This is a genomic window from Variovorax sp. GW460-12-1-14-LB1, from assembly GCF_059423605.1.
The window spans coordinates 1-21,138 of record NZ_JBWKYF010000016.1 but is presented as its reverse complement, the minus strand read 5'-3'; the positions used below and the strand labels follow the sequence as shown (position 1 = coordinate 21,138).

The window sequence follows — 21,138 nt, the reverse complement described above, 5'->3', positions numbered from 1 at the left end:
CCGATGCAGACCGCGCCCACCAACCCTCATCTGAACAGCGTGCGCGCCGTGCTGGAACAGGCGCGCGCCGACGTCGCCCGCAGCACGACCACCACCGCCTCGGGCCGCCTCACGCGCGCCGTCGGCCTCGTGCTCGAAGCCGTGGGCCTGCAACTGCCCGTGGGCAGCGACTGCCTCATCGAACTGCCGCCCGGCCATCCGCAGCGCTATGCCGAGGCCGAAGTGGTGGGCTTCGCGGGCGACCGTCTCTTTCTCATGTCGCAGACCGAGGTGGCGGGCCTGCTGCCCGGCGCGCGCGTGTTCGCGCGGCCCGGCCTGCGCGAGCCCGGTGCGACCGGCGACGCCCACACCAAGCGCCTGCCCGTGGGCGAAGGCATGCTGGGGCGCGTGGTCGATGCGGCCGGTCGACCGCTCGATGGCCTGGGCCCGCTCGACGTGGCGCGCCAGGTGCCGCTGGCAGCGCCGCCGATCAACCCGCTGTCGCGCGCGGCCATCGACTCGGTGCTCGACGTGGGCGTGCGCGCCATCAACGCGATGCTCACCGTCGGCCGCGGCCAGCGCATGGGTCTGTTTGCCGGCTCGGGCGTGGGCAAGAGCGTGCTGCTGGGCATGATGGCGCGCTACACCAGCGCCGAGGTGATCGTGGTCGGTCTCATCGGCGAGCGCGGTCGCGAGGTGAAGGACTTCATCGAGAACACGCTGGGCGAGGAAGGCCTGGCCCGCGCCGTGGTGGTGGCCGCGCCGGCCGACAACTCACCGCTGCTGCGCTTGCAAGGCGCGGCCTACGCCACCTGCCTGGCCGAGTACTTTCGCGACCAGGGCAAGGACGTGCTGCTCATCATGGATTCGCTCACGCGCTATGCGATGGCGCAGCGCGAGATCGCGCTGGCCGTGGGCGAGCCGCCCGCCACCAAGGGCTACCCGCCCTCGGTGTTCGCGCGGCTGCCGGCGCTGGTCGAACGTGCCGGCAACGGCGCGCGCGACGCGCAGGGGCGCGGCGGCTCGATCACGGCCTTCTACACCGTGCTCTCGGAAGGCGACGACCAGCAGGACCCGATCGCCGATTCGGCGCGCGCGATCCTCGACGGCCACGTCGTGCTCTCGCGCACGCTGGCCGAAGCGGGGCACTACCCGGCCATCGACATCGAGGCCTCGATCAGCCGCGCGATGACGTCGCTGATCGCGCCCGCGCAGTTCGACACCGTGCGCCGCTTCAAGCAGATGCTGTCGCGCTACCAGCGCAACCGCGACCTGATCAGCGTCGGCGCCTACGCGCCGGGGCACGACCTGCAGCTGGACCAGGCGATCGCGATGTACCCGCGCATCGAGGCCTTCCTGCAGCAGTCGATGCACGAACGCACCGGCTACGAGGAGGCCATCGCCCACATGGACAGCCTGTTCACGAACACACTTTCCCCAGGACGCCCATGAGCAGCAGCAAGCTCCCCCTCGGCATGCTCATCGACCTGGCGCAGAGCCAGACCGACGACGCCGCGCGCCGCCTGGGCGCCTTGCAGAGCGCGCACCTGAGCGCGCAGCAGAAGCTCGAGCTGCTGCTGCAGTACCGCCAGGACTACCACGCGCAGCTCGACACGCTGATGCGCGGCGGCCTGCCGTCGTCGCAGTGGCGCAACTACCGCAACTTCCTCGGCACGCTCGACCACGCGATCGCGCAGCAGCGCGCCATCGCCGAGCGGGCCGGGCACCATCTCGACCGGGGCCGCACCGACTGGCAGCGCGAGAAGCGCCGCCTCAGCTCGTTCGACACGCTGGCCGATCGCGTGCGCGCGCAGGAGCTGATGGCGCAGGCCAAGCGCGAACAGCGCGACAGCGACGAACGCGCCGCCCGCCAGTTCTTCGACCGCGCCTCGCACCCCACCCACTGAATCTCCTCCAGGAACCGACATGCCTCCCATGATCCCGCCGACCGTCACGCCTGCCGCCTCCTCGCCGGTCGCGCAGGGCGGCGCACGTGGCCGCAGCAACGCCGACGAGGCGCAGGGCCGCGCGTTCGGTGCTGCGCTCGAACGTTCGCGCACGAGCCAGGCCGAGAAGGCGTCGGATGCCGACACCGTGGTCGCGGATGCCAAGCCGCTGCGCAAGGCAGAGCTCTCTGAAGAAATGCGGGACGCACAGCCTGCGGAGCCGGATCTCGCTTTTCTTGCAGCAGCCGTCACGCCGCAACAGGCACTGGTGCTTGCGGGAGGTGCGGCCACACAGGGCAGCAGCGCGCCAGAAACTTCACTGGCGCCGGTCACGCCTGACGCGCAAGCCGGACTGCCTGCAGGCACGGTGCGTTTGAGCAGCGAAGCCGCCGCCACGCCCGCGCCCGCCATCGCCACCGAAGACGCTTCCGCTCCCACTGCAACCGCCGCCGTACAGGGCGCAGCGCCTGAAGCCGACGACGCCGCACCGCCCTCGCTGTACGAGATCGTGCGCGCCGCCGTGGCCGCGCAGCCGATGGCTGTCGATGGCAAGAAGCCGGCCGCCGCACCCGCAGGCCCGCCCGTCGGCACCGCCGCACCGGGCCGCGCGGGCGCACCGCGCACCGTGAGCGCCACCACCACCGAACAGCTCGCAGCCGCAGCGCAAGCCCAGCCTGCCGGCGATGCGAAGCCTTCGACGACAGAAGCCGTGCCCGTCGCAGCAGTGTCGACCGGCACCTCGGGCGACGACGCGACGACTCCGTCCACCACCCCGTTCGCGCTTCAACAGCCCGCGACCGTCTCCACTGAGCGCACGACCGAAAGCCCCGCCGCACGCCCCGCCGTGCACACGCTCGCGCCCGAAGTCGGCAGCGAGAAATGGGCGCCCGCACTCGGCCAGCAGCTCGCGCGCATGAGCCTCGGCGGTACGCACACGGCCGAGTTGAACCTCAACCCCGCCGGCCTCGGCCCGCTGAAGGTCACGCTGTCGGTCGGCGAGCACCAGGCGCAGGCCGCGTTCGTGTCGGCGCACGAGAGCGTGCGCAAGGCCGTCGAGGCCGCGCTGCCGCAGCTGCGCACCAGCCTGTCGGAGCAGGGCATCACGCTGGGCCAGACCTCGGTGGGCGCGGACACGCGCGCGCCGTTCGGCCAGGACGCGGCGTTCGCGCAGCAGCAACAGCAGCAACACCAACGACAGGGCGCATGGCGACCACAGGGCACATCTGCCACGACCGACATCGCCCGCACGGCCACGGCGGCACCCCGCCCCGTTGCCACCCCACGCACGGGCCCGGGCGTCGACACCTTCGCCTGAAACCGCCCCACCCGCCTCCCGCAATGAACGGATGTGAAGCGCCTTTGTGCGCTTGTTCGGCCGTTCGCCGGCGGGCGACTTCGCAAAGAATAGATCGGACCCGTCCACCGTTTCACCATGGCTACCTCTTCTCCCGCCGCCACCGCGGCTGCGTCGGTCGCGACCGACCCGCCGGCCTCGCGCCGCACCTCGAAACTGCTGATCGGGCTCGTGGCCGTCCTCGGCCTGGCCGCAGCCGGCGCGGCGGCGTACGTCTTCGTGCTGCCCCGCTTCACCGAGCACGCCGCCGCCGAGACGGCCAAGGCGCCGGTGCCCGAGAAACCCATCTTCCTGCTGCTGGAGCCGCTGACCGTCAACCTGCAGTCCGAAGGCCGCTCGCGCTTCCTGCAGATCGGCATGGCGCTGAAGGTGCGCGACGAGCAGGCCAAGGCGCAGATCGTCGAGTTCATGCCCGAGCTGCGCAGCCGCCTGCTGGTGCTGCTGTCGAACCGCCCACCCGAATCGCTGGTCACCTCGGAAGACAAGGCCCGGCTGGCCACGGAGATCCACAGCGCGCTGAACGCACCGCTGGCCGAAGGCCTGCCCGAGCTGGGCATTGCGAGCGTGTCCTTCAACTCCTTCGTCGTGCAGTGACGACGATGCCCGTTTGCGGACCCGCGATCCATGGCGTATGAACAGGTGCTCTCCCAGGACGAGGTCGATGCGCTGCTGCAAGGCGTCACCGGCGGCGACCTCGACCAGGCCGCCGCGCCCGCGCCGCCGCCCGACGGCCTGCCGGCCTACGACCTCGGTGCGCCCGACCGCGTGGTGCGCAACCGCATGCACACGCTGGAGGTCATCAACGACCGCTTTGCGCGCGGCCTGCGCAGCGCGCTGCTGAACTTCATGCGCCGCAGCCCCGACATCTCGGTGGGGCCCGTGCAGATCCAGCAGTTCGGCGAGTTCGTGCGGCACCTGCCGGTGCCCGCGAACATCAACATGGTCCACATGAAGCCGCTGCGCGGCACCGCCCTCTTCGTGTTCGACCCGAAGCTGGTGTTCCTCGTGGTGGACAACCTGTTCGGCAGCGACGGGCGCTACCACGTGCGCGTGGAAGGGCGCGACTTCACGCGCACCGAGCAACGCATCATCAAGCGCCTGCTCGACCTGTCGCTGCAGTGCTACGGCGACGCGTGGCAGCCGGTGTTTCCGCTGGCCTTCGACTACGTGCGCGCCGAGATGCACGGCAAGCTCGCCAACATCGTGGCGCCCAACGAGGTGGTGATCAACACCACGCTGCAGATCGAGTTCGGCCCCATCGGCGGCTTCCTGCATGTGTGCCTGCCCTACTCGATGATCGAGCCGATCCGCGACCTGCTGTCCAACCCGATCCAGGACGAGGTCGAGGTCGACAAGCGCTGGGTCACGCAGATGTCGCGCCAGATGCAGGCCGCCGACGTCGAGCTCACCGCCGACTTCGTGACCATGCCCTCGACGCTGGGCGAGGTGATGAAGCTGCGCGTGGGCGACGTGATTCCCATCGAGCTGCCGGCGACGGTGGTCGCCAAGGTCGGCGGCGTGCCCGTGATGGCCTGCGGCTACGGCACCTCCAACGAGCGCTACGCCCTGCGCGTGCAACACATGATCTCCCACCAAGACAGCGATTCGAAGAACGACCATGACTGACAACACCTCTGCCGCCAGCGACGCGGACGACTGGGCCAGCGCACTGGCCGAGCAGACCGCGGCCAGCGCGCCCGCGCCCGACCCGGCCGTGGCGCCGGCCACCGCGCAGGTCTTCCAGCAGATCCAGGACGCGCCGGCTGCATCGTCCGCCACGCCCGTGGACATCGCGCGCGTGCTCGACGTGCCCGTGCAGCTCACCGCCGAGATCGGCCGCACGCGCATCACCATCAAGAACCTGCTGCAGCTTTCGCAGGGCTCGGTGGTGGAACTCGACGGCCTGGCCGGCCAGCCGCTGGACGTGCTGATCAACGGCTACCTCATTGCGCAGGGCGAGGTGGTGGTGGTGAACGAGAAGTACGGCATCCGCCTGACCGACATCGTCACGCCCTCCGAGCGCATGCAGAAGCTCGCGCGCGCATGAACCTGGCGCGGGTGTCTTCGCTGCTCGCGCGGGGCGCCGCGCTGCTGGCGCTGGGCTTGCATGCGGCGCATGCGGCCTTGCCCACCGTGCCCACGCCGGTGCGTGACGCTGCGCAGCCCCCTGCAGTCGGTGGCGCGGGCCTGCTGCAGGCGGGCTTCGGCATGGCGGCGGTCGTCGGCCTGATCTTCCTGTGCGCGTGGCTGGCGCGGCGCTTCGGCCTGCAGCGGCTGGGCGGCGGCCAGGTGGTGAAGGTGGTGTCCACCGCCATGGTCGGCCCGCGCGAGCGCGTGGTCGTGGTGGAAGTGGCCGGCCAGTGGCTGGTGCTGGGCGTGACCAGCAGCCAGGTCCGCACGCTGCACACGCTGCCGGCACAGGCAACCCCTGCGGCAGTCACACCCCTGTCGCCACAGAACCCGGTGGGCCTGTTCGCCCAGAAGCTGCGCGATTCCCTCGCGGGCAAGACGCGCACCGCGCCATGACGCGCCCCGCCCTGCACCGCGGCCTGCGCACCGCCTTGCTGCTGCTCGCCGCCACGCTGCCCGCCGCCGCATGGACCCAGGGCCTGCCCGGCCTCACCAGCACGCCGGGCCCCGGCGGCAGCCAGACCTGGTCGCTGAGCGTGCAGACGCTGGTGCTGCTGACCTCGCTCACCTTCCTGCCCGCGCTGCTGCTGTCGATGACCAGCTTCACGCGCATCCTCATCGTGCTGGGCCTGCTGCGCACCGCCATCGGCACGCAGACCTCGCCGCCCAACCAGATCCTGGTGGGGTTGTCGCTGTTCCTCACCTTCTTCGTGATGTCGCCGGTGTTCGACAAGGCTTACACCGAGGCCTATGTGCCGTTCTCGGAAAGCAAGCTCAGCGCCGAGAAGGCCCTGGAGCGCGGCATCGCGCCCTTCAAGACCTTCATGCTCAAGCAGACGCGCGAGACCGACCTGGCCTTGTTCGCACGGCTCGCCAAGGCGCCCGAGATGCAGGGGCCCGAAGACGTGCCGCTGCGCATCCTGCTGCCGGCCTTCGTCATCAGCGAGCTGAAGACCGCGTTCCAGATCGGCTTCACCATCTTCATTCCCTTTCTCATCATCGACCTCGTGGTGGCGAGCGTGCTGATGTCGATGGGCATGATGATGGTGCCGCCCGCGTCCATCGCGCTGCCCTTCAAGCTGATGCTGTTCGTGCTGGCCGACGGCTGGCAACTGCTGATCGGTGCGCTCTCGCAGAGCTTCTACTTATGACGCCCGAATCCGTCATGACCATGGGCCACCGGGCCATGGAAATCTCGCTGCTGCTGGGCGCGCCGCTCCTGCTGGTGGCGCTGGTGATCGGCCTGGTGGTCAGCATCTTCCAGGCGGCCACGCAGATCAACGAGGCCACGCTGTCCTTCATTCCCAAGCTGCTCGCGGTGTTCGCGACGCTGGTCATCGCCGGGCCGTGGATGCTCGACCGCATGCTCGACTACATGCGCGCCCTGTTCGCCAGCATCCCGCAGATGCTGGCGTGACGCCCTCGGTTTTTTCCGTCACCTCGGGCCAGCTCGAGGCCTGGCTGGTGGCCTTCCTCTGGCCCTTCGTGCGCATGCTGGCCATGGTCTCCACGGCGCCCGTTTTCGGCGAGCCCTGGGCCACGCGGCAGGTGAAGGTCGGCATCGCCGCCGTGCTGACGCTGGTGATCTCGCCCACGATCGGGCCGCTGCCCGCAGTGCCCGTGGTGTCGGCAGGCGGCCTCTGGATCATCGTGCAGCAAGTGCTGATCGGCGCCGCCATGGGCTTCTCGATGCGGCTGGTGTTCACGGCCGTGCTGGCCGCGGGCGAGTACATCGGCCTGCAGATGGGCCTGTCGTTCGCGTCCTTCTTCGACCCGATGAGTCACGGCAGCACGATGGTGGTGTCGCGGTTGCTGAACATGCTGGCGATGCTGATCTTCATGGCGCTGGACGGCCACCTGCTCATGCTGGAGGCGCTGGCCGCGAGCTTTCACACGCTGCCCATCGCCGACGCACCGCTGGCGGCCGGCGGCTGGATGTTCCTCGTGCTCGCGGGCGGTGACATCTTCGCGAGCGGCCTGCTGCTGGCACTGCCGCTGATCACCGCGCTGCTCACGCTCAACCTCGCCATGGGCATCCTGAACCGCGCGTCGCCGCAGTTCAGCATCTTCGCGGTGGGCTTTCCGCTCACGCTGCTGGCGGGGCTGGTGATGCTGCAGCTGCTGATGCCGCACCTGGCGGCGTTCCTGGAGCCGCGGTTTGCGGAGTCGCTCTCGAACATGCTGCGGTTCACGCAGGGGTTGCGGCGCTGAGGGGATGGCACGCCGCTCCCACTAAGATGATTCCGGCCGCAACACGGAAGATCGCGCATGTCACACCCCATTTATCTGTCCAGCTCCTCCCTGCCCCGGATGCCGGAAGGCAGCCGCAACGAATGGCGCAGCTTCTTCGGCCATGGCGCCGAGCTGGAGGCCAACGCGTTCTTTCCGCTGTTCTGGCGGGCACTCTTCAGCCCCAGCGACATCCGGTACGCGCGCTTCATCGACGAATACGACATGGACGACGAAGCCTCGGCCGTCGACCGCGAGGAATGCATCGAGGATTTCGGCGCCGACGCGACCTACCCCTACCTCGTCATCGACAAGGCCGCGGCGGCTGCGCGGCTGACGGAGCGGCGTGAAGCGGTCCTCGGCGCTGTCGGAGAGCGCTACCGCCCGATCTACGCGTCCTTTGAAGCACTGATTGCGCAGCACTTCGGGGACTACCTCCTGCTGCGCACCTCCGGCTTGCCAGATGCGGCCGACGCCGAGCCATGGCTGCGCGCCGATCTTGAGGACATCGACGGTCTCCACAACAGCAAGGCGCTCGAAAGCCTGATGTCGGATCTTGCGAGGCACGACGCGGACCCGGTCTGGACATTGAGCGGCCTCGCGTCATCCAGCGATGGCGCCTGGCCCACACCGGCGTTGCGAGAACACTTCCCCGACCCGCGACAAAGGAAGGCCCGCAGACCGCCGACCCCACAGCAGATCGACGAACACGATCGCGCGTTCGCGGAACCCAAGGCGCACGCTGCCAAGAGCTGGATCGACCCCGCCCTGGAATGGCTGGGCGCCTTCGTGGCGGCGGGTGCGGCCTTGGGCGCCTATTACTTCACCCAATCCACCTGGCTGGCCGTGCTGGCATTCTTGTGCGTCGCCGTGGCATTGGGCTTCGGCATTGCGAGGCTGCGCGCCCCGAGGCGATGACCCCGGCCCTGGCCATCAACAAGCCTGCTCCCGCTACATCGCGCGAAACAGGTGCCCGAACGCCCGGCTGACCTTGAGCGATCGCGCCAGGCCCCGCACCGACAGGCTGTAGCGCCCGTTCTCGTCGCGGGTGGCGCTCACGACGCAGTGGGTGTTGACGAGCACGCCGCGATGCACCTGCGTGAAGTCGGCGGCGTCGATGCGCGACACCAGATCGCGCAGGCTCATGCGCACCAGCGCCTCGCCCTGGGCCGTGACGACATTGACGTACTTCTCGGCGGCTTCCAGGCAGATCACCTCCGAGACCGGAATCATCCGCACGGTGTTGCCGACGCCGGCGCGGATGACCTTGATCTTTTCAGGCACATCGGCCGGATCGGTGATCGACTGCACGCGCTCCATCAGGGCCGCCATGCCACCGGCAGCCGGTGTCCGGGCGCGCTCGCGCAACCTTTGCTTCAGGCGTTGCACGCAGACCTGCAGGCGTTCGAGCGTCGCCGGCTTGAGCATGTAGTCCATCGCCGCATGCTCGAACGCCGAGATCGCGAAATTGTCGTACGCGGTGATGAAGACGAAGAGCGGTTCGGCCTGGTCGTCGGGCCACTCGTCAGCGACGGCCTCGGCGACTTCCAGGCCAGTCTTGCCCGGCATCTTGATGTCCAGGAACATCACATCGGGCGCCAGGGTCTGTGCCAGTTCGATCGCCTTCAGGCCATCGTCGGCAACGCCCACGATCTCCAGCTCGGGCCAGGCTTCGTGCAACAAGCGCTGCAGCGTTCTGGACAGCACCGGTTCATCTTCGGCAATCACGCCGCGCCACGTGCTCACGATGGAATCCTCACGACCGCGCGAACGCCGCACGGCGATCGGGCTTGCAGAGACAGGGACGCACGCAAGCCATAGCGGGTCTGGAGGCGATCACGCACATTTTTCAGTCCGGCCCCGCAGACCTCGTCGCCACCCGAAGCGGGCGGGTGCGGCGACAAGCCCAGACCGGAATCGTCCACAGCGACCTCGATGCCGCCCTCGATCGAACGTGCCAGCACTTCGACGCCACCTGCGCCCAACTTCGGCTCCAGGCCGTGCCTGATGGCGTTCTCGACCAGCGGCTGCAACAGCATCGGCGGGATGGCGATCCGCTCCAGCTCGGCGGGCAAGTCGAGCCGATAGGCCAGCCTGGGCCCCATGCGCAAGGACATGATGTCGAGGTACGCCCTCAGTTGGGCGAACTCCGACTGCAGTGTCGTCACCTCGTCGCGTGACGCTGCATGCGTGCTGCGCAGGTAGACGATCAGCTGGTCGATCATGCGCTCGGCCTGTCGCGGGTCTTCGTCGACGAGCGAGCGCAGAGTCGCCAGCGTGTTGAACAGCATGTGGGGCTCGAGTTGCGCACGCAGCAGCCGCAGTTCCGATTCGGTGGCCAGGCGCTGGGCGTCGGATCGGGCGACCGCCTCCTTGGCAAGCTGGTCACGCGTCGCAGCGACGTAGAGGACGAACATGGCCAGCACCAGGCCGAAGGCGAACGCCACCATGTAGTCGCGGTCATGACCCACGACGCGGCCGATCGGTTCGCCCAGGATCAGGAGCGCGACCAGGTGCCCCCCGAAGTACCCCGTCGGGATGGCGATCGCGCCGGTCAGAAGCCAACGGGGCAGCGCCTGCATTCGCCGCAGTCGTCCAAAGCGGCCAAGCACCGCGACGCACGCGATGAACACCATGCCGACACATTCGACGAAGACGAACAGGCGCGCTGGCGTTTCGAGTGCAGGAGCGGCCCAGAAGAGCAGCCCGGCCGCGATCGCGCACAGCAGGAACGAACTGGCCGTCAGCCGCGCGGCGCCCAGCCAGCGGGCGGGAATGGGTGAATCAACGCGGATCACGGGTGGCCGTCGGCTGCATGCATCGCGCCACTTTAGAGGTTGGCACGCCATGCCGCCACCGATCGAAGGCCCGTGGGGGCGAGTTTGTCCTCGAACCGTCGTTTGAGGGGACCGAACGGCGACCGCTCGATGCCGCCTCACGACCGTTGATGCCCTCCACCGGGCGTTTGGGCGCCAAACCGGATGCGCGCCTGGCAGCGGCCGCCGACAGTGCGGGCCTCACCACCCGGGAGTCCCCATGCAACGATCTTCTTCTCTTTCGAACACGCTGCTTTGCGCCGCGGCCGCCGTCTGTGCGGCCCTCGTCACGACGAACGCACAGGCCTTCGACGGCATCGTGGAAAAGCAGGTGTTCAACCTGCCCACCTACACGACCGTGAACGGCCAGGTCATCAAGGGCGTGCGCATCGGCTATGAAACCTATGGCCGCCTGAATGCGGCGCGAGACAACGTGATCCTCATCAATCACTTCATCACCGGCACCTCGCACGCCGCCGGCCGGTATGCGGCGAGCGACGCCGCGCCGGGTTACTGGGACACGATCATCGGCGCCGGCCTGCCGATCGACACCGATCGGTTCTTCGTCATCGCGACCGACGCGTTGTCCAACCCCAATCGCGCATCGGCCACCGTCGTCAGCACCGGCCCGGCCAGCATCGACGCCGCCACCGGCAAACCGTATGGCCCGCGCTTCCCGGTGCTGGCGGCGCGGGACACGGTGGAGGTGCAGAAGGCCCTGCTCGATGCGTTGGGCATTCGAACCCTCTACGCCGTGGCGGGCGCGTCGGCCGGCGCCTGGATGTCGGTGGAATGGGCCTCGGCCTACCCGGAGCGCGTGCAGCGCCTGGTGTCCATCGTGGGGCCTGGCGTCGACAGCCCGGCCTACGCCATCGCCAAGATGAGCTCGTGGGGCGCGGCCGTGCGGCTGGACCCGAACTGGGCCCACGGCGACTACCACGGCAAGGCCGAGCCGCTGGCCGGCATGACGCAGGCCATGCGGCTGGTCACGCTCGACGCGCTCAGCTTCGCCTGGGCCGACAAGGCCTTCGGCCAGAAGTGGGCCGACCCGGGCAAGAACCCCGGCGAAGCGGCCGCGAACCAGTTTGCGGTCGATGCCACCCTCGAGAAGATCGGCGAAGCGCGTGCCAAGGGCATGGACGCCAACAGCTGGCTGTACACGCTGAAGGCCTTGCAGTTGCCCAGCGCCAAACCAGAACGCATCAAGGCCAGGTCGCTGTTCGTGGGCATCAGCTCGGACCAGATCTTTCCGCCGCTCCTGTCCAAACGCGCCGTGGAGATCCTCAAGGCGCAAGGCACGCCGGCAGAGTATGTCGAGATGAACAGTCCCAACGGCCATGCCGATGCACTGGGTGCCACCATCGGCCTGGCCGGGCCGGCGATTGCGTCGCTCCTGGCGAAGTAGACGCGCGGTCTGTGGCGTTGTCAGCAAGCGTCCGGTCGGGAAGAGGACGCCGGCCTCTTTCAAATTCCGTCCGCCAGTTTTCTGGAATCGCGCGATGGATGCAGGCTTTCTTTTGGAGGCTGAAGCAGCCATTCCGCAGGCAAATTGCGCCAGCCCATGCCCGACGGACCAGTTCTCCCTGGGTGCATCGGCCAGGGTCACGAACACATCCTCCGGGCGTATCCCCGGACTCTCGGCCAGTAGCTGCGCGATGCGCTGGAACAGCGCCTTCTTCTGCTGCGCGGTGCGCGTGTTGAAAACGGTGATCTGGATGTACAGGAGATCGTCGCTGCGCGCGACGCCGAAGGCGCCTCCATATCGGAAGTTGGCGGCCTCGTGCTCGGTGATCGTCATGAACTGGTCGTCTTGCGGCACGTTCAACGTGTCACGCAGGGCGCGATAGAGACTGTCGAAGATCGCCTGCCGGTACGCCTCTGGCTTTCCCGCGCGCATCGAGATGTGAATGGTGGGCATCGCTGCTCCGGGTCATGGTGGAACAGCGGATGCTATGTATTTAGATTTGCTATTGATACTTATCTCAATAACAATCTTTTGTCATGACTGATCGCCCGCTGGATCTCGATGCCGTTCAGGCCTTCGTTCGCATCACCGAGCTGGGCAGCTTCACGCGCGCCGCAGAAGTCATGCAGACCACGCAGGCAGGGATCAGCCTGAAACTCAAACGCCTGGAAGACAGGCTGGGCTGCCGGCTCCTGGAGCGCACACCGCGGCACGTGGAGCTGTCAGCGCGCGGTGCCGCCTTCCTGGGACATGCCCGGGAACTCCTGGCGGTCCACGATCGCACGCTGGCGGCCTTTGCGAGCGCCCGCCAGCGGCTGACCATCGGCATCAGCGACCACGTGGCAGGCCCGGAGTTGCCCGCGCTGATCGCCCGCATGAACGCGCAAGACGCGCAGCTGCTGATCGATATCCGGATCGGTTCGTCAGGCGACCTGCTCCAGAGCTACGACCGACGCGAACTCGACACGGTCATCGTCCGGCTGCATGCCGGACGCACGGACGGGAAGCTTCTGACGCAGGAGCGCTTCGGCTGGTTCGCTGCCGCGGGCTGGCTGCACCGCGTGGGTGAGCCCCTGCCGCTGGCCACGATGGCGCAGCCCTGCGGCGTGCGCGCGCTGGCGGAGCAGCTTTTGGACACGGCCGGCATCCCGTGGACCGAGGTGTTTGTGGGGGGCGGCGTCGCGGCCGTGGCGGCGGCGGTGGTGGCCGGACTGGGGGTCGCTGCGTTGGCGCCGCGCATGCTGCCCCTGGGCTGCGTCGACGTGGGGCCGAAGCTGGGTCTGCCCGACCTGCCGCGCCTGCCGGTCCTGCTGCACTCCCGGGTCCGGGAGGGTCGGGCGCGGGAGGCCGTGGACGCCCTGTCTGCGGCGTTCAGGAGCGTGGCAAGAAACTGATCCGACCGCGTCAGGGCGCGCGTTCGTCCACCACGAAGCCCCAGAAATCGTCGTCACAGTGGATGCAGTGGTCCAGGAAGGATTGCATGTCGCTGGCGTGGAACCACACCAGGCCCTGCGCCTCGTCGCACAGCGCATCGGCCTGCGCGTCCAGGCTGAGCGATGGGAGGTGGGCCAGTTCCATGTCCGCCAGGAACTCCTGCGTGTCCAGCTTGCCTGCAAAGAGGTCGTGGTCGAGGCTGGCGATCCTGCCCTTGTGCCGGCCGTGCAGCACCTCCACGAACGGATTGCCCGCAGGGTCGCTGCCGATGTCCAGAAACCAGTCGGCCAGCAGGCTCTCGGCCTGCAGCGTCTCCAGGTCGCAGTGGGGGTCCGAGGCGCCGAAGCTGTTGAGCACGCGGAAGTTGGCGTGCGACGCGCTGCTCGCCGTGCCGTCTGGCTGCACATAGGCCGCGATGTCGCCGGCCTGTTCCATCTCGTACAGCGAGAAGCCGTTCTGGGTTCGCAGGAAGGTGGCGTAGGCGTCGGAGAAACCGAGGCGGCGCTGCAGCGCGTCGACCGCCTGCGCGGAGGCTGGCGCGCGGCCAAAGGGATTGGGGAAAAGTACTTTCATGGCGTGCGCTGCAGCGTAACGTGGTTCACGCCGCTCGGCCCCGCAGTTCGCGCACCGCCCCCTATCGGCCAGGCAGGTTCAGGCCGTAGGTCAGCATGTCCTCGAAGACGCCCCGATGGTTCACGTGCTTCACCAGACGCCCCTCCGGGAGGAACCCCGCCTTCTGCATGACGCGCTCGGAGCCGATGTTGCGCGGCAGGCAGCTGCAGACGATGCGGCTGATGCCGAGCTCGCCGTGTGCGTAGCGGATCACGGCGCCGACCGCCTCGGAGCAGATGCCGCTCGACCAATGCGCAAAGGCGACCCAGTAGCCCAGCTCGGCGCGGCGATGAAGCGTGGACATGTGGGCCAGCTGCACCGCGCCCAGCAGCTCGCCCGTGTCGGCGCTGGTCACGGCATAGATGACGTCGGTTCCCGCGTGGAAGGCGGGAGCGTGCGAGGCGATCCATTCGCTGGCCACACCATCCGGATAGGGGTGAGGCACGTGCGCGGTCGGCTCGGCGACGCGCACATCGCCCGCGATGCGTTGCACGTCATCGGCGTCGTCGGGATCGAACGGGCGCAGGACGAGACGGGAGGTTCGGAGCTGAGGTTGCATGGCGGGGTTCGGATTCAACGTCGCTGGCGTGGCCAGGGGGTCATTCTGGGCCAGAAGCCGAACCGCGAGAATGCGGGGCAACAGACACTTCAGAGGAGCTCGCCTTGACCACCGTCGCCATCACCCCCGCCATCCACGTCAGCAACAGCAAGGGCTTTGTCCTGTTCGGCGGCGTGAACGTCCTCGAGTCGAAAGACATGGCCCTGCGTGCCGCGGAAGAGTACGTCCGGGTCACGCAGAAGCTCGGCATTCCCTATGTCTTCAAGGCGAGTTTCGACAAGGCCAATCGCTCGTCCATCCATTCCTACCGGGGCCCCGGCCTGGAAGAGGGCCTGAAGATCTTCGAGGCCGTGAAGGCGGCGTTCGGCGTGCCCGTTCTCACCGACGTGCACGAGCCCTGGCAGGCGAAACCCGTCGCCGAAGTGGTCGACGTCCTGCAGCTGCCTGCGTTTCTCGCCCGCCAGACCGACCTGGTCGTCGCGCTCGCCCAAACCGGCAAGGTCATCAACGTCAAGAAGCCCCAGTTCCTGAGCCCGACGCAGGTGCTCAACATCGTGGAGAAGCTCAAGGAGGCGGGGAATTCCTCCGTCATCCTGTGCGACCGCGGCACCTGCTTCGGCTACGACAACCTCGTGGTCGACATGCTCGGCTTCGGCACCATGAAGAAGGTCACCGGGAACCTGCCGGTCATCTTCGACGTGACGCATTCGCTCCAGCAACGCGAGGCCAACGCCATCGCCTCGGGCGGACGTCGCGAGCAGGTGGCCGAGCTGGCGCGCGCGGGCCTGGCGGTGGGCCTGGCGGGCCTCTTTCTCGAAGCGCACCCCGACCCGGCGCAGGCGAAATGCGACGGTCCCAGCGCCCTGCCGCTGGACCAGCTGGAGCCCTTCCTCACGCAGCTGAAGGCATTGGACGACCTGGTGAAGTCGTTCGCGCCCCTTCACATCCGCGCCTGAACAGGACGCTCCCGCACGGGCCTCTAGCGGCTGTCGAGCCGGGCCTTCATGTAGCAGGCCCGCAGGAGCGCCTGTTCGCGATGGGGATCGTGCAGGCCATTGCCCATCGGCCGGGTCCGGCTCGCCGCCTCCTGCAGCGCCCCGGCGTGGTACTCGGCCAGCGACTGGGGCGGAACCGCCAGCGCGCCTGCGGCGTATTCGACCCTGGCTTTTTCCGTCATCCAGCCCTGCACGCGCTCGCGCGACCCGGTGTGCGTGCGGCGGTAGTAGCGGTCGGCCTCCACCTCTGATTGGTAGAAGGTGTCGATGGCGGTCCGCAGGGCGTCCGAGCAGCGCGACATCAGCATGTCCACGGAGGGTTCGCTGCGCGAGGATGCTCTCGCTGCGGGGACGCTGCCCGCCTGGACCGTCGGGCGCTCCGGCGCCGCGGCCTCGTTCGGCATGGCGGCCGAGTCGCAGTTCCTGGCGCCCGAATGCCTGCATTCCGAGACGAGCCGCACGTACTCCTGCTGATAGACCTTGCGCGTGGCCGCGCGGTCTTCGGGTGTCAGGTTGCCGCAGCTGCGATCGAGGTACTCAATCATCGTGTAGTTGTGGACCCGGTCCGCGCCGGGGCCCGAGGCCTGCGTGGCGCGTTGCTGCAGCGCCTTGCATTCTTCGGAGGAGGCGCGCGTTCGCTGCGAGGGCGCTGTATTTCCTGCCTTCGCCTCCTTCTCGGAGAAGCAGTACCCCCGGTAGCCACGTCCTTCCACGTACCGCCACCGGCCCGTGCCCCGGTGCTTGGTCGCGCAGGCCCACCAGTGCACGGTGCCGTGCAGGAGGTTGCCCTCCTTCTTGCCGGGGCCCAGCGTGCTGAGTCCGCCGTTGGGGCACTGGAAGGCCTCGGAGCTGTCGAAGAAGTGCTTGGTCTGTCGCGGGTTCTCGACACAGAAGCCGACGTCGACGCTGTAGTTGCATTGGTTGAAAAGCGTGCTGTCCTTGCCGATGACGCAATGGCTGTCGGTGCCGTCGTTCGCAGCCAGGGCGGGCAAGGCCGTGCCCAGCAGGAAGACGCTCAGGGCCAGGGTGCGAACGATCCGCATGCTTTTCTCCTCCAGGATGGCGCCTGAATCTAGCCGGCCGATTCGCAAACGAAATACCGCTTTTGTGGGAGGCCACGGGAACCGGTGGCCCGCCTCGCAAAACGCAAGTGGAGAAGCAATCACGCGCCAACGGCAGCTAGCTTGCTCCCTGCGTCGTGTTCATCGTACCCGCGCTGTCTCGTTTCTATTCCTCCGGCCTGACGTCCATTCCCAGCGCCTCGGCGATGGTCAAGGCTTGCACGGCGGTGATGACTGCGCCTTGGAGCTGTACGTGCTGCGGTTCGAGTGCGCTCAGGTCACTGCCACGCAGGTCGCACCGCGAGAAGTTGGCGCTGTGCAGCCAGGCCCCCGACAGATCGACATCGCGAAGCACGCCGCCGTCGCATCGTGCGCCCGTGAGGTCGACCTCTCGCATCCGTGTGCCATGGAACGACGCCTTGCGCAGGTCCGCCCCCGGGAGGCCGGCAAACGACCAGTCGCCGCCGACCACTTTCATCACCTCAAACATGCAGCCATCGAACATGCTGCCGATGAACTTGCAATCGATGAAGCTGGCATCGAAGAACTTGCAGGCGACAAACGTGCAATTGACGAAGGCCGCCTCCGTGTGGACCGACGAATTGAAGCGCGCGCTCCGGAACGTGCAGTCGGTGAACACCGAGCCGGTGTTCCTGGCCTCCGTCATGTCCAGATCGTTGAACAGGACGGCGGTGTAGGTTTGCCGGTCGATGTCTTTCCCGTACCAGCGCTCTCCAGCCAGCGTGGTCTGGGTCGCAGGTGCCGGTGCCCCATATGCACGTTCGGCCATGGATCGATTCTCCGAGGAAGGTGGGTGTGGTGCGCGGCTGCCAGGCGGACGATCGACGGCAGCCAGCCGACGCATTCTGCCCGCGTCCATCGCGACGATCGGCTTTCCCCCTCCAGTGGCCAGCACGCAGCCGCTGGCCACCCCACCCTCACAGGTAGTTGAAGAGCGAAATGCTGTTCAGCTTGGCAAACGTCATCTGCGTCGCCTGCAGCGACGACTGCCGCTGATAGAACTCGGAAATCGCCGTGTACGGATCGAGGTCCTCGATCGACGACAGGTAGCTTTCTTCCTGCAGCTTGTTCATCGCACCCGCGCTGTCGAGCGCCTGCAGCTCGACCTGGCGCGAGCCCACCGACGACAGCACCGTGAGCACGTTGTCGTGTGCGTTCGTGACCTTCACGTTGGCGGTGCTCAAGGCGTTGCGCAACTGCGCCTGGGCCGCCGCGCCGCCGCCGTTCAGCGGTGCGCGCAACGCCGTCACCAGTTCGCCCAGGGCCGCGAAGATGTCGGTGCCGGCGTTCTGCGCGGTCGACACGTCGAAGCTGTCGCCGTTGGCCGGCGTGCCGCTGATGGCGATCTGCACGCCGCCGAACGAGATCGGGGTGCCGGCGGTGAACGGGCCGCTCGCGGCCACCACGGGCGGCGTGTCCTTGGTCATCACCGTGTAGTCGGTGCCGGTGAAGCGGATGGTGAAGTCCTTGCCGTAATTCGGTGCGGTGGCGTCGGTGATGCTCACGGCGCCGAACACGCCGGAGCCGGTGTTGGCAGGTGAGCCCGAGGTCACGTAGCCCGCACCGCCCTGCACCGACTGGAAGATGCTGCGGCCGTCGTCCGAGGTCGACATCTGGCGCGCCACGTCGATCTGCATCAGCCGCTCGCCCTGGTCACCCACGTACTGCACGCCGCCGCCGGCAGCCATCACGAAGGGCGGGCTGCCGCTCTTGTAGCCGGCGAACAGGTACTGGCCGCTGCCGTTGTCGCTGTTGGCCACGCCCACCAGTTGCTCCAGGCTGCTCTGGATGGCCGTGGCAAGCGAGCCGCGATCGGCGTCCGACAGGCCTCCGCCGCCGGCCTGCACGACCAGGGTCTTCACGTGCTGCAGGATCGACGTTACCGAGTCGAGCGCGTTCTCTTCGGTCGACAGCGCCAGCGCCGCGCGCTGGCGGCTGGTGGTGAACTGGGCGCCCTCCGCCAGCGTCTGGCTCACGCCGAGCGCGCGCGCCGCGCCCACCGGATCGTCGCCGGCCGTCAGGAACTTGGAGTTGGTCGCCAGCTGCTGCTGGACCTTGAACAGCTTTTGCTGCTGCAGGCCCATCGACTGCAGGCTCTGTTCGTAGAAGGATTGGGTGCTGATGCGCATCGCGGGTCCTGGAATCTGTGCGGAGGTGAACGATTAGCTGCGGATGCCGAGGATGGCGTCGAACATGGCCGAGGCGGTCTGGATCACCTTGGCATTGGCCTGGTACATCTGCTGGAACATCAGCAGGTTGCCGGTTTCCTCGTCCTGCACCACGCCGGAAATCGCGCGCTGGCTGGCCTTGATCTGGCCGGTCACGCTGTCCTGCGTGACGGCGGCCACCTTGATCGACATGGCCCGATTGCCGACGTCGCTCACCAGCTGCGAGTAGGCGCCGTTGAAGGTCGCGGTGCCGTTCGACATCGTGGTCTTGCGCTGCAGCGCGCCCAGCAGCAGCGCGTTGCCGCCGTCGGAGACACCGCCCGTGTTCTTGCCGATGGTGAAGGTGTCGCCCTGCGCGGGCGCGCCCGTCATGGCGACGGTGATGCCGTCGAAGCTCATCTTCGCGCCGGCCGTGTAGGGCACGGGCGTGCCGGCCGGGTAGCTGGTGGCGGTGCCGTCGGCGCGCGTGACGGTCACGGCCGAGCCGGCCGGAAAGCCCGACAGCGTGCCGGTGCCCGCGTTGAAGCTCAGCGTGACATTGCCGGCCAGCGGCGAGCCCGGGTAGGCGGCATCGACCGTGGCGGCGCCCAGTGCGCCGCTGCCCTTGTTGCCCGCCGTGTTGCCGGTGATCACGGGCGAGGCGGCGGCCACCTTGGCCGGGTCGCGCACCAGCACCTCGAGGTCGCGCGCGCCGGTGCGCGTGGGCTGCACCAGGAACGAATCGCCGGCCTGCGCCGTGCCGCTCGCGGCCGTGAGGCTCACGCCGTCGAAGCTGATCGGGAAGGTGGTGAAGCTGCCCATCGGCGTCTTGTCCGACAGCCGCGTGACCGTGTAGGTGAGCGTGCCCCCCACGTCGGTGACGCTCACGTTGTAGTCGCTCGTGGTGAGCTTGGACGCATCGGTCAGCGTGGCGCCGAGCTCGAGGTTGCCCGTGTTACCAGCGTTCGCGATCGTGCCCGGCACGGCCTGCGAGAAGAAGTTCTGGCCCAGCGCGCCGTTCAGGTCCACGCCCAGCTTGTGCTGCGCGTTCACCGCGTCGGCCACCGACATGGCGAGCCGGCCGATGGCGTTCTGCGTGGGGATCAGCGTGTCCTTGCGGAAGGCCATGAGGCCGCCGAGCACGCCGCCGGTGAAGGCGCTGTCGTCGAGCTCGACGGTGTTGCCGGCAAAGCCCGACAGCGCCACCACCTGGCGCGTGGGGTCGGCCGACGACGTCACCGCCGCCATCTTCGAGGCATGGTCGCCCACCACCAGCGACTGGCCGGTGGCGATGAACACGTTGTACTTGCCGTCGTCCTGCTGCAGCACGCGCACGTCGACCACCTGGCTCAGCTCGCTCACGAGCTGGTCGCGCTGGTCGAGCAGGTCGTTCGGCGCCTGGCCGCCGGCCACCGCGCTCATCTGGCTGATCTGCTGGTTCAGGCTGGCGATCTTGGCGGCGTAGGTGTTGATCTGGCTCACGCTGCCCACGATCTGCTCGTTGACCGAGGTGTCCAGGTCCGACAGGTACTGGTCGGTCGCGCGGAACTTGCTGGCCAGCGACTGCGCCGCGCTGATCATCTGCTGGCGCGCGGCCGGGTCGGCCGGCGTGTTGGCCGCGCCCTGCACGCTGGTGAAGAAGCTCTGCATCAGCGGCGCGATGCCCGAGGTCTTGTCGGCCAGCAGCTGGTCGATGCGGTTGACCTGCACGCCGTTGGTGGCCAGCGCGGCCGACTGCGACTGCGCGGTGGCCAGCTGCGCCGTGAGGTAGCGGTCGTAGCTGCGCGACACGGTCGTCACGTTGGCGCCCGAACCGATGAAGCCCGAGCCGCTGGCAATGCCGCCGGCGGAGGCGATCTGCGCGATCTGGCGGCTGTAGCCGGCCGTGTACACGTTGGCGGTGTTGTGGGCCGTGGTCATCAGCGCGGTGCGGGCGACCGCGAGGCCGCTCAGACCTGTGTAGAACATGCTTCCGGACATAAGGCTTTACCTGTCAAAGGGGTGTGGGGGAGTGGCATCGCGCGCGATGCCTCTCGCTGGTTATCGGCAGCGCGCGCCCAAAGTTGAGGGCGTGTGCGCTCATACCGACTTGCTCAGAACTCCGACCAGTCGCCCTTGGCATCGCCGGCCATGGCGAGCTGCGGTGCGCCACTCGGTTCACGGCGCGTGGGCAGCGCCTTGGCGCGCGGCTTGGGCGTCGGCTTCGGCGGCTTGGGGATCGGCGTGATGCGCGTGAAGCTGGCGCGGGTCGTTGCGACCGCGTTCGCGTCGAGCTTGAAGACGCTCACGGCCTGCACGAGGGCGCCGGCCTGTTCCTGCAGCGACTGCGCGGCGGCCGAAGCTTCTTCGACCAGCGCCGCGTTCTGCTGCGTCACCTGGTCCATCTGCGT

At 68.2% G+C, this 21,138-nt stretch carries 22 protein-coding genes and 2 pseudogenes; 14 read left to right on the top strand and 10 right to left on the bottom strand.

Annotation, left to right across the window (positions count from 1 at the left end; all coding sequences use genetic code 11):
- Nucleotides 1-3 precede the first annotated feature (3 nt).
- The 11 genes from fliI (at nucleotide 4) to AC07Y4_RS10835 (ending at nucleotide 8,556) form a co-directional block, all read left to right on the top strand.
- Entirely contained in the window at nucleotides 4-1,431 is a 1,428-nt protein-coding gene (fliI, locus tag AC07Y4_RS10885) for a flagellar protein export ATPase FliI (protein ID WP_487850314.1), read from the top strand.
- Nucleotides 1,428-1,886, top strand: a complete 459-nt coding sequence (gene fliJ, locus AC07Y4_RS10880) for a flagellar export protein FliJ (protein ID WP_495274522.1) — start codon at nucleotides 1,428-1,430, stop codon at nucleotides 1,884-1,886. The genes fliI and fliJ overlap by 4 nt, the downstream gene beginning before the upstream one ends.
- 19 nt (nucleotides 1,887-1,905) lie before the next feature.
- The gene (locus AC07Y4_RS10875) at nucleotides 1,906-3,240 is read left to right on the top strand and encodes a flagellar hook-length control protein FliK (RefSeq protein ID WP_487850313.1); all 1,335 of its coding nucleotides are present in this window, start codon (nucleotides 1,906-1,908) and stop codon (nucleotides 3,238-3,240) included.
- A 117-nt stretch (nucleotides 3,241-3,357) separates the two neighbouring features.
- Nucleotides 3,358-3,873 (top strand): flagellar basal body-associated protein FliL, encoded by a 516-nt coding sequence (fliL, locus tag AC07Y4_RS10870; RefSeq protein ID WP_159274388.1) that lies wholly within the window; start codon nucleotides 3,358-3,360, stop codon nucleotides 3,871-3,873.
- Nucleotides 3,874-3,903: 30 nt separating this feature from the next.
- On the top strand, nucleotides 3,904-4,905 hold the full coding sequence (fliM, locus tag AC07Y4_RS10865; RefSeq protein ID WP_062469328.1) for a flagellar motor switch protein FliM: 1,002 nt from the start codon (nucleotides 3,904-3,906) through the stop codon (nucleotides 4,903-4,905).
- Nucleotides 4,898-5,326, top strand: coding sequence for a flagellar motor switch protein FliN (fliN, locus tag AC07Y4_RS10860; RefSeq protein WP_062469325.1), 429 nt, complete (start codon nucleotides 4,898-4,900; stop codon nucleotides 5,324-5,326). The genes fliM and fliN overlap by 8 nt, the downstream gene beginning before the upstream one ends.
- Nucleotides 5,323-5,805, top strand: coding sequence for a flagellar biosynthetic protein FliO (fliO, locus tag AC07Y4_RS10855; protein ID WP_487850312.1), 483 nt, complete (start codon nucleotides 5,323-5,325; stop codon nucleotides 5,803-5,805). Before fliN ends, fliO begins: the two co-directional genes overlap by 4 nt.
- Nucleotides 5,802-6,560 (top strand): flagellar type III secretion system pore protein FliP, encoded by a 759-nt coding sequence (gene fliP / locus AC07Y4_RS10850; protein WP_062469318.1) that lies wholly within the window; start codon nucleotides 5,802-5,804, stop codon nucleotides 6,558-6,560. The genes fliO and fliP overlap by 4 nt, the downstream gene beginning before the upstream one ends.
- Nucleotides 6,557-6,826, top strand: a complete 270-nt coding sequence (gene fliQ / locus AC07Y4_RS10845) for a flagellar biosynthesis protein FliQ (RefSeq protein WP_062469313.1) — start codon at nucleotides 6,557-6,559, stop codon at nucleotides 6,824-6,826. The genes fliP and fliQ overlap by 4 nt, the downstream gene beginning before the upstream one ends.
- Nucleotides 6,823-7,620, top strand: a complete 798-nt coding sequence (gene fliR / locus AC07Y4_RS10840; protein ID WP_159278082.1) for a flagellar biosynthetic protein FliR — start codon at nucleotides 6,823-6,825, stop codon at nucleotides 7,618-7,620. Before fliQ ends, fliR begins: the two co-directional genes overlap by 4 nt.
- Nucleotides 7,621-7,677: 57 nt before the next feature.
- Nucleotides 7,678-8,556 carry a hypothetical protein gene (locus tag AC07Y4_RS10835; protein ID WP_487850311.1) on the top strand — a complete coding sequence of 293 codons (879 nt, stop codon included), beginning with the start codon at nucleotides 7,678-7,680 and terminating at the stop codon, nucleotides 8,554-8,556.
- 33 nt (nucleotides 8,557-8,589) lie between these two features.
- Here AC07Y4_RS10835 and AC07Y4_RS10830 read toward each other — a convergent pair whose 3' ends face one another.
- Nucleotides 8,590-9,384: a LytR/AlgR family response regulator transcription factor gene (locus tag AC07Y4_RS10830; RefSeq protein ID WP_487850310.1), complete on the bottom strand. Its 795-nt coding sequence runs from the start codon at nucleotides 9,382-9,384 to the stop codon at nucleotides 8,590-8,592.
- Nucleotides 9,381-10,436, bottom strand: coding sequence for a sensor histidine kinase (locus AC07Y4_RS10825; protein WP_487850309.1), 1,056 nt, complete (start codon nucleotides 10,434-10,436; stop codon nucleotides 9,381-9,383). Before AC07Y4_RS10825 ends, AC07Y4_RS10830 begins: the two co-directional genes overlap by 4 nt.
- Before the next feature lie 238 nt (nucleotides 10,437-10,674).
- Between AC07Y4_RS10825 and AC07Y4_RS10820 the strand changes: the two genes are divergently transcribed.
- A complete protein-coding gene (locus AC07Y4_RS10820) occupies nucleotides 10,675-11,859 on the top strand; it encodes an alpha/beta fold hydrolase (RefSeq protein WP_487850308.1) in 1,185 nt (394 codons plus the stop codon).
- Nucleotides 11,860-11,997: 138 nt separating this feature from the next.
- Here the strand turns inward: AC07Y4_RS10820 and AC07Y4_RS10815 are convergent.
- Nucleotides 11,998-12,372, bottom strand: a pseudogene (locus AC07Y4_RS10815) (tautomerase family protein); the annotation flags it as partial.
- An 83-nt stretch (nucleotides 12,373-12,455) separates the two neighbouring features.
- On the opposite strand from AC07Y4_RS10815, the gene AC07Y4_RS10810 reads away from it, so the two are divergent.
- The gene (locus AC07Y4_RS10810; protein WP_487850307.1) at nucleotides 12,456-13,313 is read left to right on the top strand and encodes a LysR family transcriptional regulator; all 858 of its coding nucleotides are present in this window, start codon (nucleotides 12,456-12,458) and stop codon (nucleotides 13,311-13,313) included.
- A 10-nt stretch (nucleotides 13,314-13,323) separates the two neighbouring features.
- Here AC07Y4_RS10810 and AC07Y4_RS10805 read toward each other — a convergent pair whose 3' ends face one another.
- Nucleotides 13,324-13,926, bottom strand: coding sequence for an SMI1/KNR4 family protein (locus AC07Y4_RS10805; protein ID WP_354343142.1), 603 nt, complete (start codon nucleotides 13,924-13,926; stop codon nucleotides 13,324-13,326).
- 61 nt (nucleotides 13,927-13,987) lie between these two features.
- Nucleotides 13,988-14,524 (bottom strand): GNAT family N-acetyltransferase, encoded by a 537-nt coding sequence (locus tag AC07Y4_RS10800; protein WP_487850306.1) that lies wholly within the window; start codon nucleotides 14,522-14,524, stop codon nucleotides 13,988-13,990.
- A gap of 104 nt (nucleotides 14,525-14,628) precedes the next feature.
- Here AC07Y4_RS10800 and kdsA point away from each other — a divergent pair, with 104 nt between their 5' ends.
- Complete coding sequence (gene kdsA / locus AC07Y4_RS10795; protein ID WP_487850305.1) at nucleotides 14,629-15,480, top strand: 3-deoxy-8-phosphooctulonate synthase; 852 nt, start codon at nucleotides 14,629-14,631, stop codon at nucleotides 15,478-15,480.
- 23 nt (nucleotides 15,481-15,503) lie between these two features.
- Here kdsA and AC07Y4_RS10790 read toward each other — a convergent pair whose 3' ends face one another.
- The 5 genes and pseudogenes from AC07Y4_RS10790 to AC07Y4_RS10770 form a co-directional block, all read right to left on the bottom strand.
- On the bottom strand, nucleotides 15,504-16,562 hold the full coding sequence (locus AC07Y4_RS10790; RefSeq protein WP_487850304.1) for a hypothetical protein: 1,059 nt from the start codon (nucleotides 16,560-16,562) through the stop codon (nucleotides 15,504-15,506).
- Nucleotides 16,563-16,746: 184 nt separating this feature from the next.
- Nucleotides 16,747-17,370: a pentapeptide repeat-containing protein gene (locus tag AC07Y4_RS10785; protein ID WP_487850303.1), complete on the bottom strand. Its 624-nt coding sequence runs from the start codon at nucleotides 17,368-17,370 to the stop codon at nucleotides 16,747-16,749.
- Nucleotides 17,371-17,518: 148 nt separating this feature from the next.
- Complete coding sequence (gene flgL, locus AC07Y4_RS10780) at nucleotides 17,519-18,730, bottom strand: flagellar hook-associated protein FlgL (protein ID WP_487850302.1); 1,212 nt, start codon at nucleotides 18,728-18,730, stop codon at nucleotides 17,519-17,521.
- A 33-nt stretch (nucleotides 18,731-18,763) separates the two neighbouring features.
- Nucleotides 18,764-20,716 carry a flagellar hook-associated protein FlgK gene (gene flgK, locus AC07Y4_RS10775; protein WP_487863329.1) on the bottom strand — a complete coding sequence of 651 codons (1,953 nt, stop codon included), beginning with the start codon at nucleotides 20,714-20,716 and terminating at the stop codon, nucleotides 18,764-18,766.
- Between the two features lie 125 nt (nucleotides 20,717-20,841).
- Nucleotides 20,842-21,138 (bottom strand): annotated as a pseudogene (locus AC07Y4_RS10770) (methyl-accepting chemotaxis protein); the annotation flags it as partial.

What these genes read in the sequence shown, in the direction of transcription:
- fliI (WP_487850314.1), top strand. Translation starts at nt 4, where the DNA reads ATGCAGACCGCGCCCACCAACCCTCATCTGAACAGCGTGCGCGCCGTG.
- fliJ (WP_495274522.1), top strand. Translation starts at nt 1,428, where the DNA reads ATGAGCAGCAGCAAGCTCCCCCTCGGCATGCTCATCGACCTGGCGCAG.
- AC07Y4_RS10875 (WP_487850313.1), top strand. Translation starts at nt 1,906, where the DNA reads ATGCCTCCCATGATCCCGCCGACCGTCACGCCTGCCGCCTCCTCGCCG.
- fliL (WP_159274388.1), top strand. Translation starts at nt 3,358, where the DNA reads ATGGCTACCTCTTCTCCCGCCGCCACCGCGGCTGCGTCGGTCGCGACC.
- fliM (WP_062469328.1), top strand. Translation starts at nt 3,904, where the DNA reads ATGGCGTATGAACAGGTGCTCTCCCAGGACGAGGTCGATGCGCTGCTG.
- fliN (WP_062469325.1), top strand. Translation starts at nt 4,898, where the DNA reads ATGACTGACAACACCTCTGCCGCCAGCGACGCGGACGACTGGGCCAGC.
- fliO (WP_487850312.1), top strand. Translation starts at nt 5,323, where the DNA reads ATGAACCTGGCGCGGGTGTCTTCGCTGCTCGCGCGGGGCGCCGCGCTG.
- fliP (WP_062469318.1), top strand. Translation starts at nt 5,802, where the DNA reads ATGACGCGCCCCGCCCTGCACCGCGGCCTGCGCACCGCCTTGCTGCTG.
- fliQ (WP_062469313.1), top strand. Translation starts at nt 6,557, where the DNA reads ATGACGCCCGAATCCGTCATGACCATGGGCCACCGGGCCATGGAAATC.
- AC07Y4_RS10835 (WP_487850311.1), top strand. Translation starts at nt 7,678, where the DNA reads ATGTCACACCCCATTTATCTGTCCAGCTCCTCCCTGCCCCGGATGCCG.
- AC07Y4_RS10820 (WP_487850308.1), top strand. Translation starts at nt 10,675, where the DNA reads ATGCAACGATCTTCTTCTCTTTCGAACACGCTGCTTTGCGCCGCGGCC.
- AC07Y4_RS10810 (WP_487850307.1), top strand. Translation starts at nt 12,456, where the DNA reads ATGACTGATCGCCCGCTGGATCTCGATGCCGTTCAGGCCTTCGTTCGC.
- AC07Y4_RS10805 (WP_354343142.1), bottom strand. Translation starts at nt 13,926, where the DNA reads ATGAAAGTACTTTTCCCCAATCCCTTTGGCCGCGCGCCAGCCTCCGCG.
- AC07Y4_RS10800 (WP_487850306.1), bottom strand. Translation starts at nt 14,524, where the DNA reads ATGCAACCTCAGCTCCGAACCTCCCGTCTCGTCCTGCGCCCGTTCGAT.
- AC07Y4_RS10790 (WP_487850304.1), bottom strand. Translation starts at nt 16,562, where the DNA reads ATGCGGATCGTTCGCACCCTGGCCCTGAGCGTCTTCCTGCTGGGCACG.
- AC07Y4_RS10785 (WP_487850303.1), bottom strand. Translation starts at nt 17,370, where the DNA reads ATGGCCGAACGTGCATATGGGGCACCGGCACCTGCGACCCAGACCACG.
- flgL (WP_487850302.1), bottom strand. Translation starts at nt 18,730, where the DNA reads ATGCGCATCAGCACCCAATCCTTCTACGAACAGAGCCTGCAGTCGATG.
- flgK (WP_487863329.1), bottom strand. Translation starts at nt 20,716, where the DNA reads ATGTTCTACACAGGTCTGAGCGGCCTCGCGGTCGCCCGCACCGCGCTG.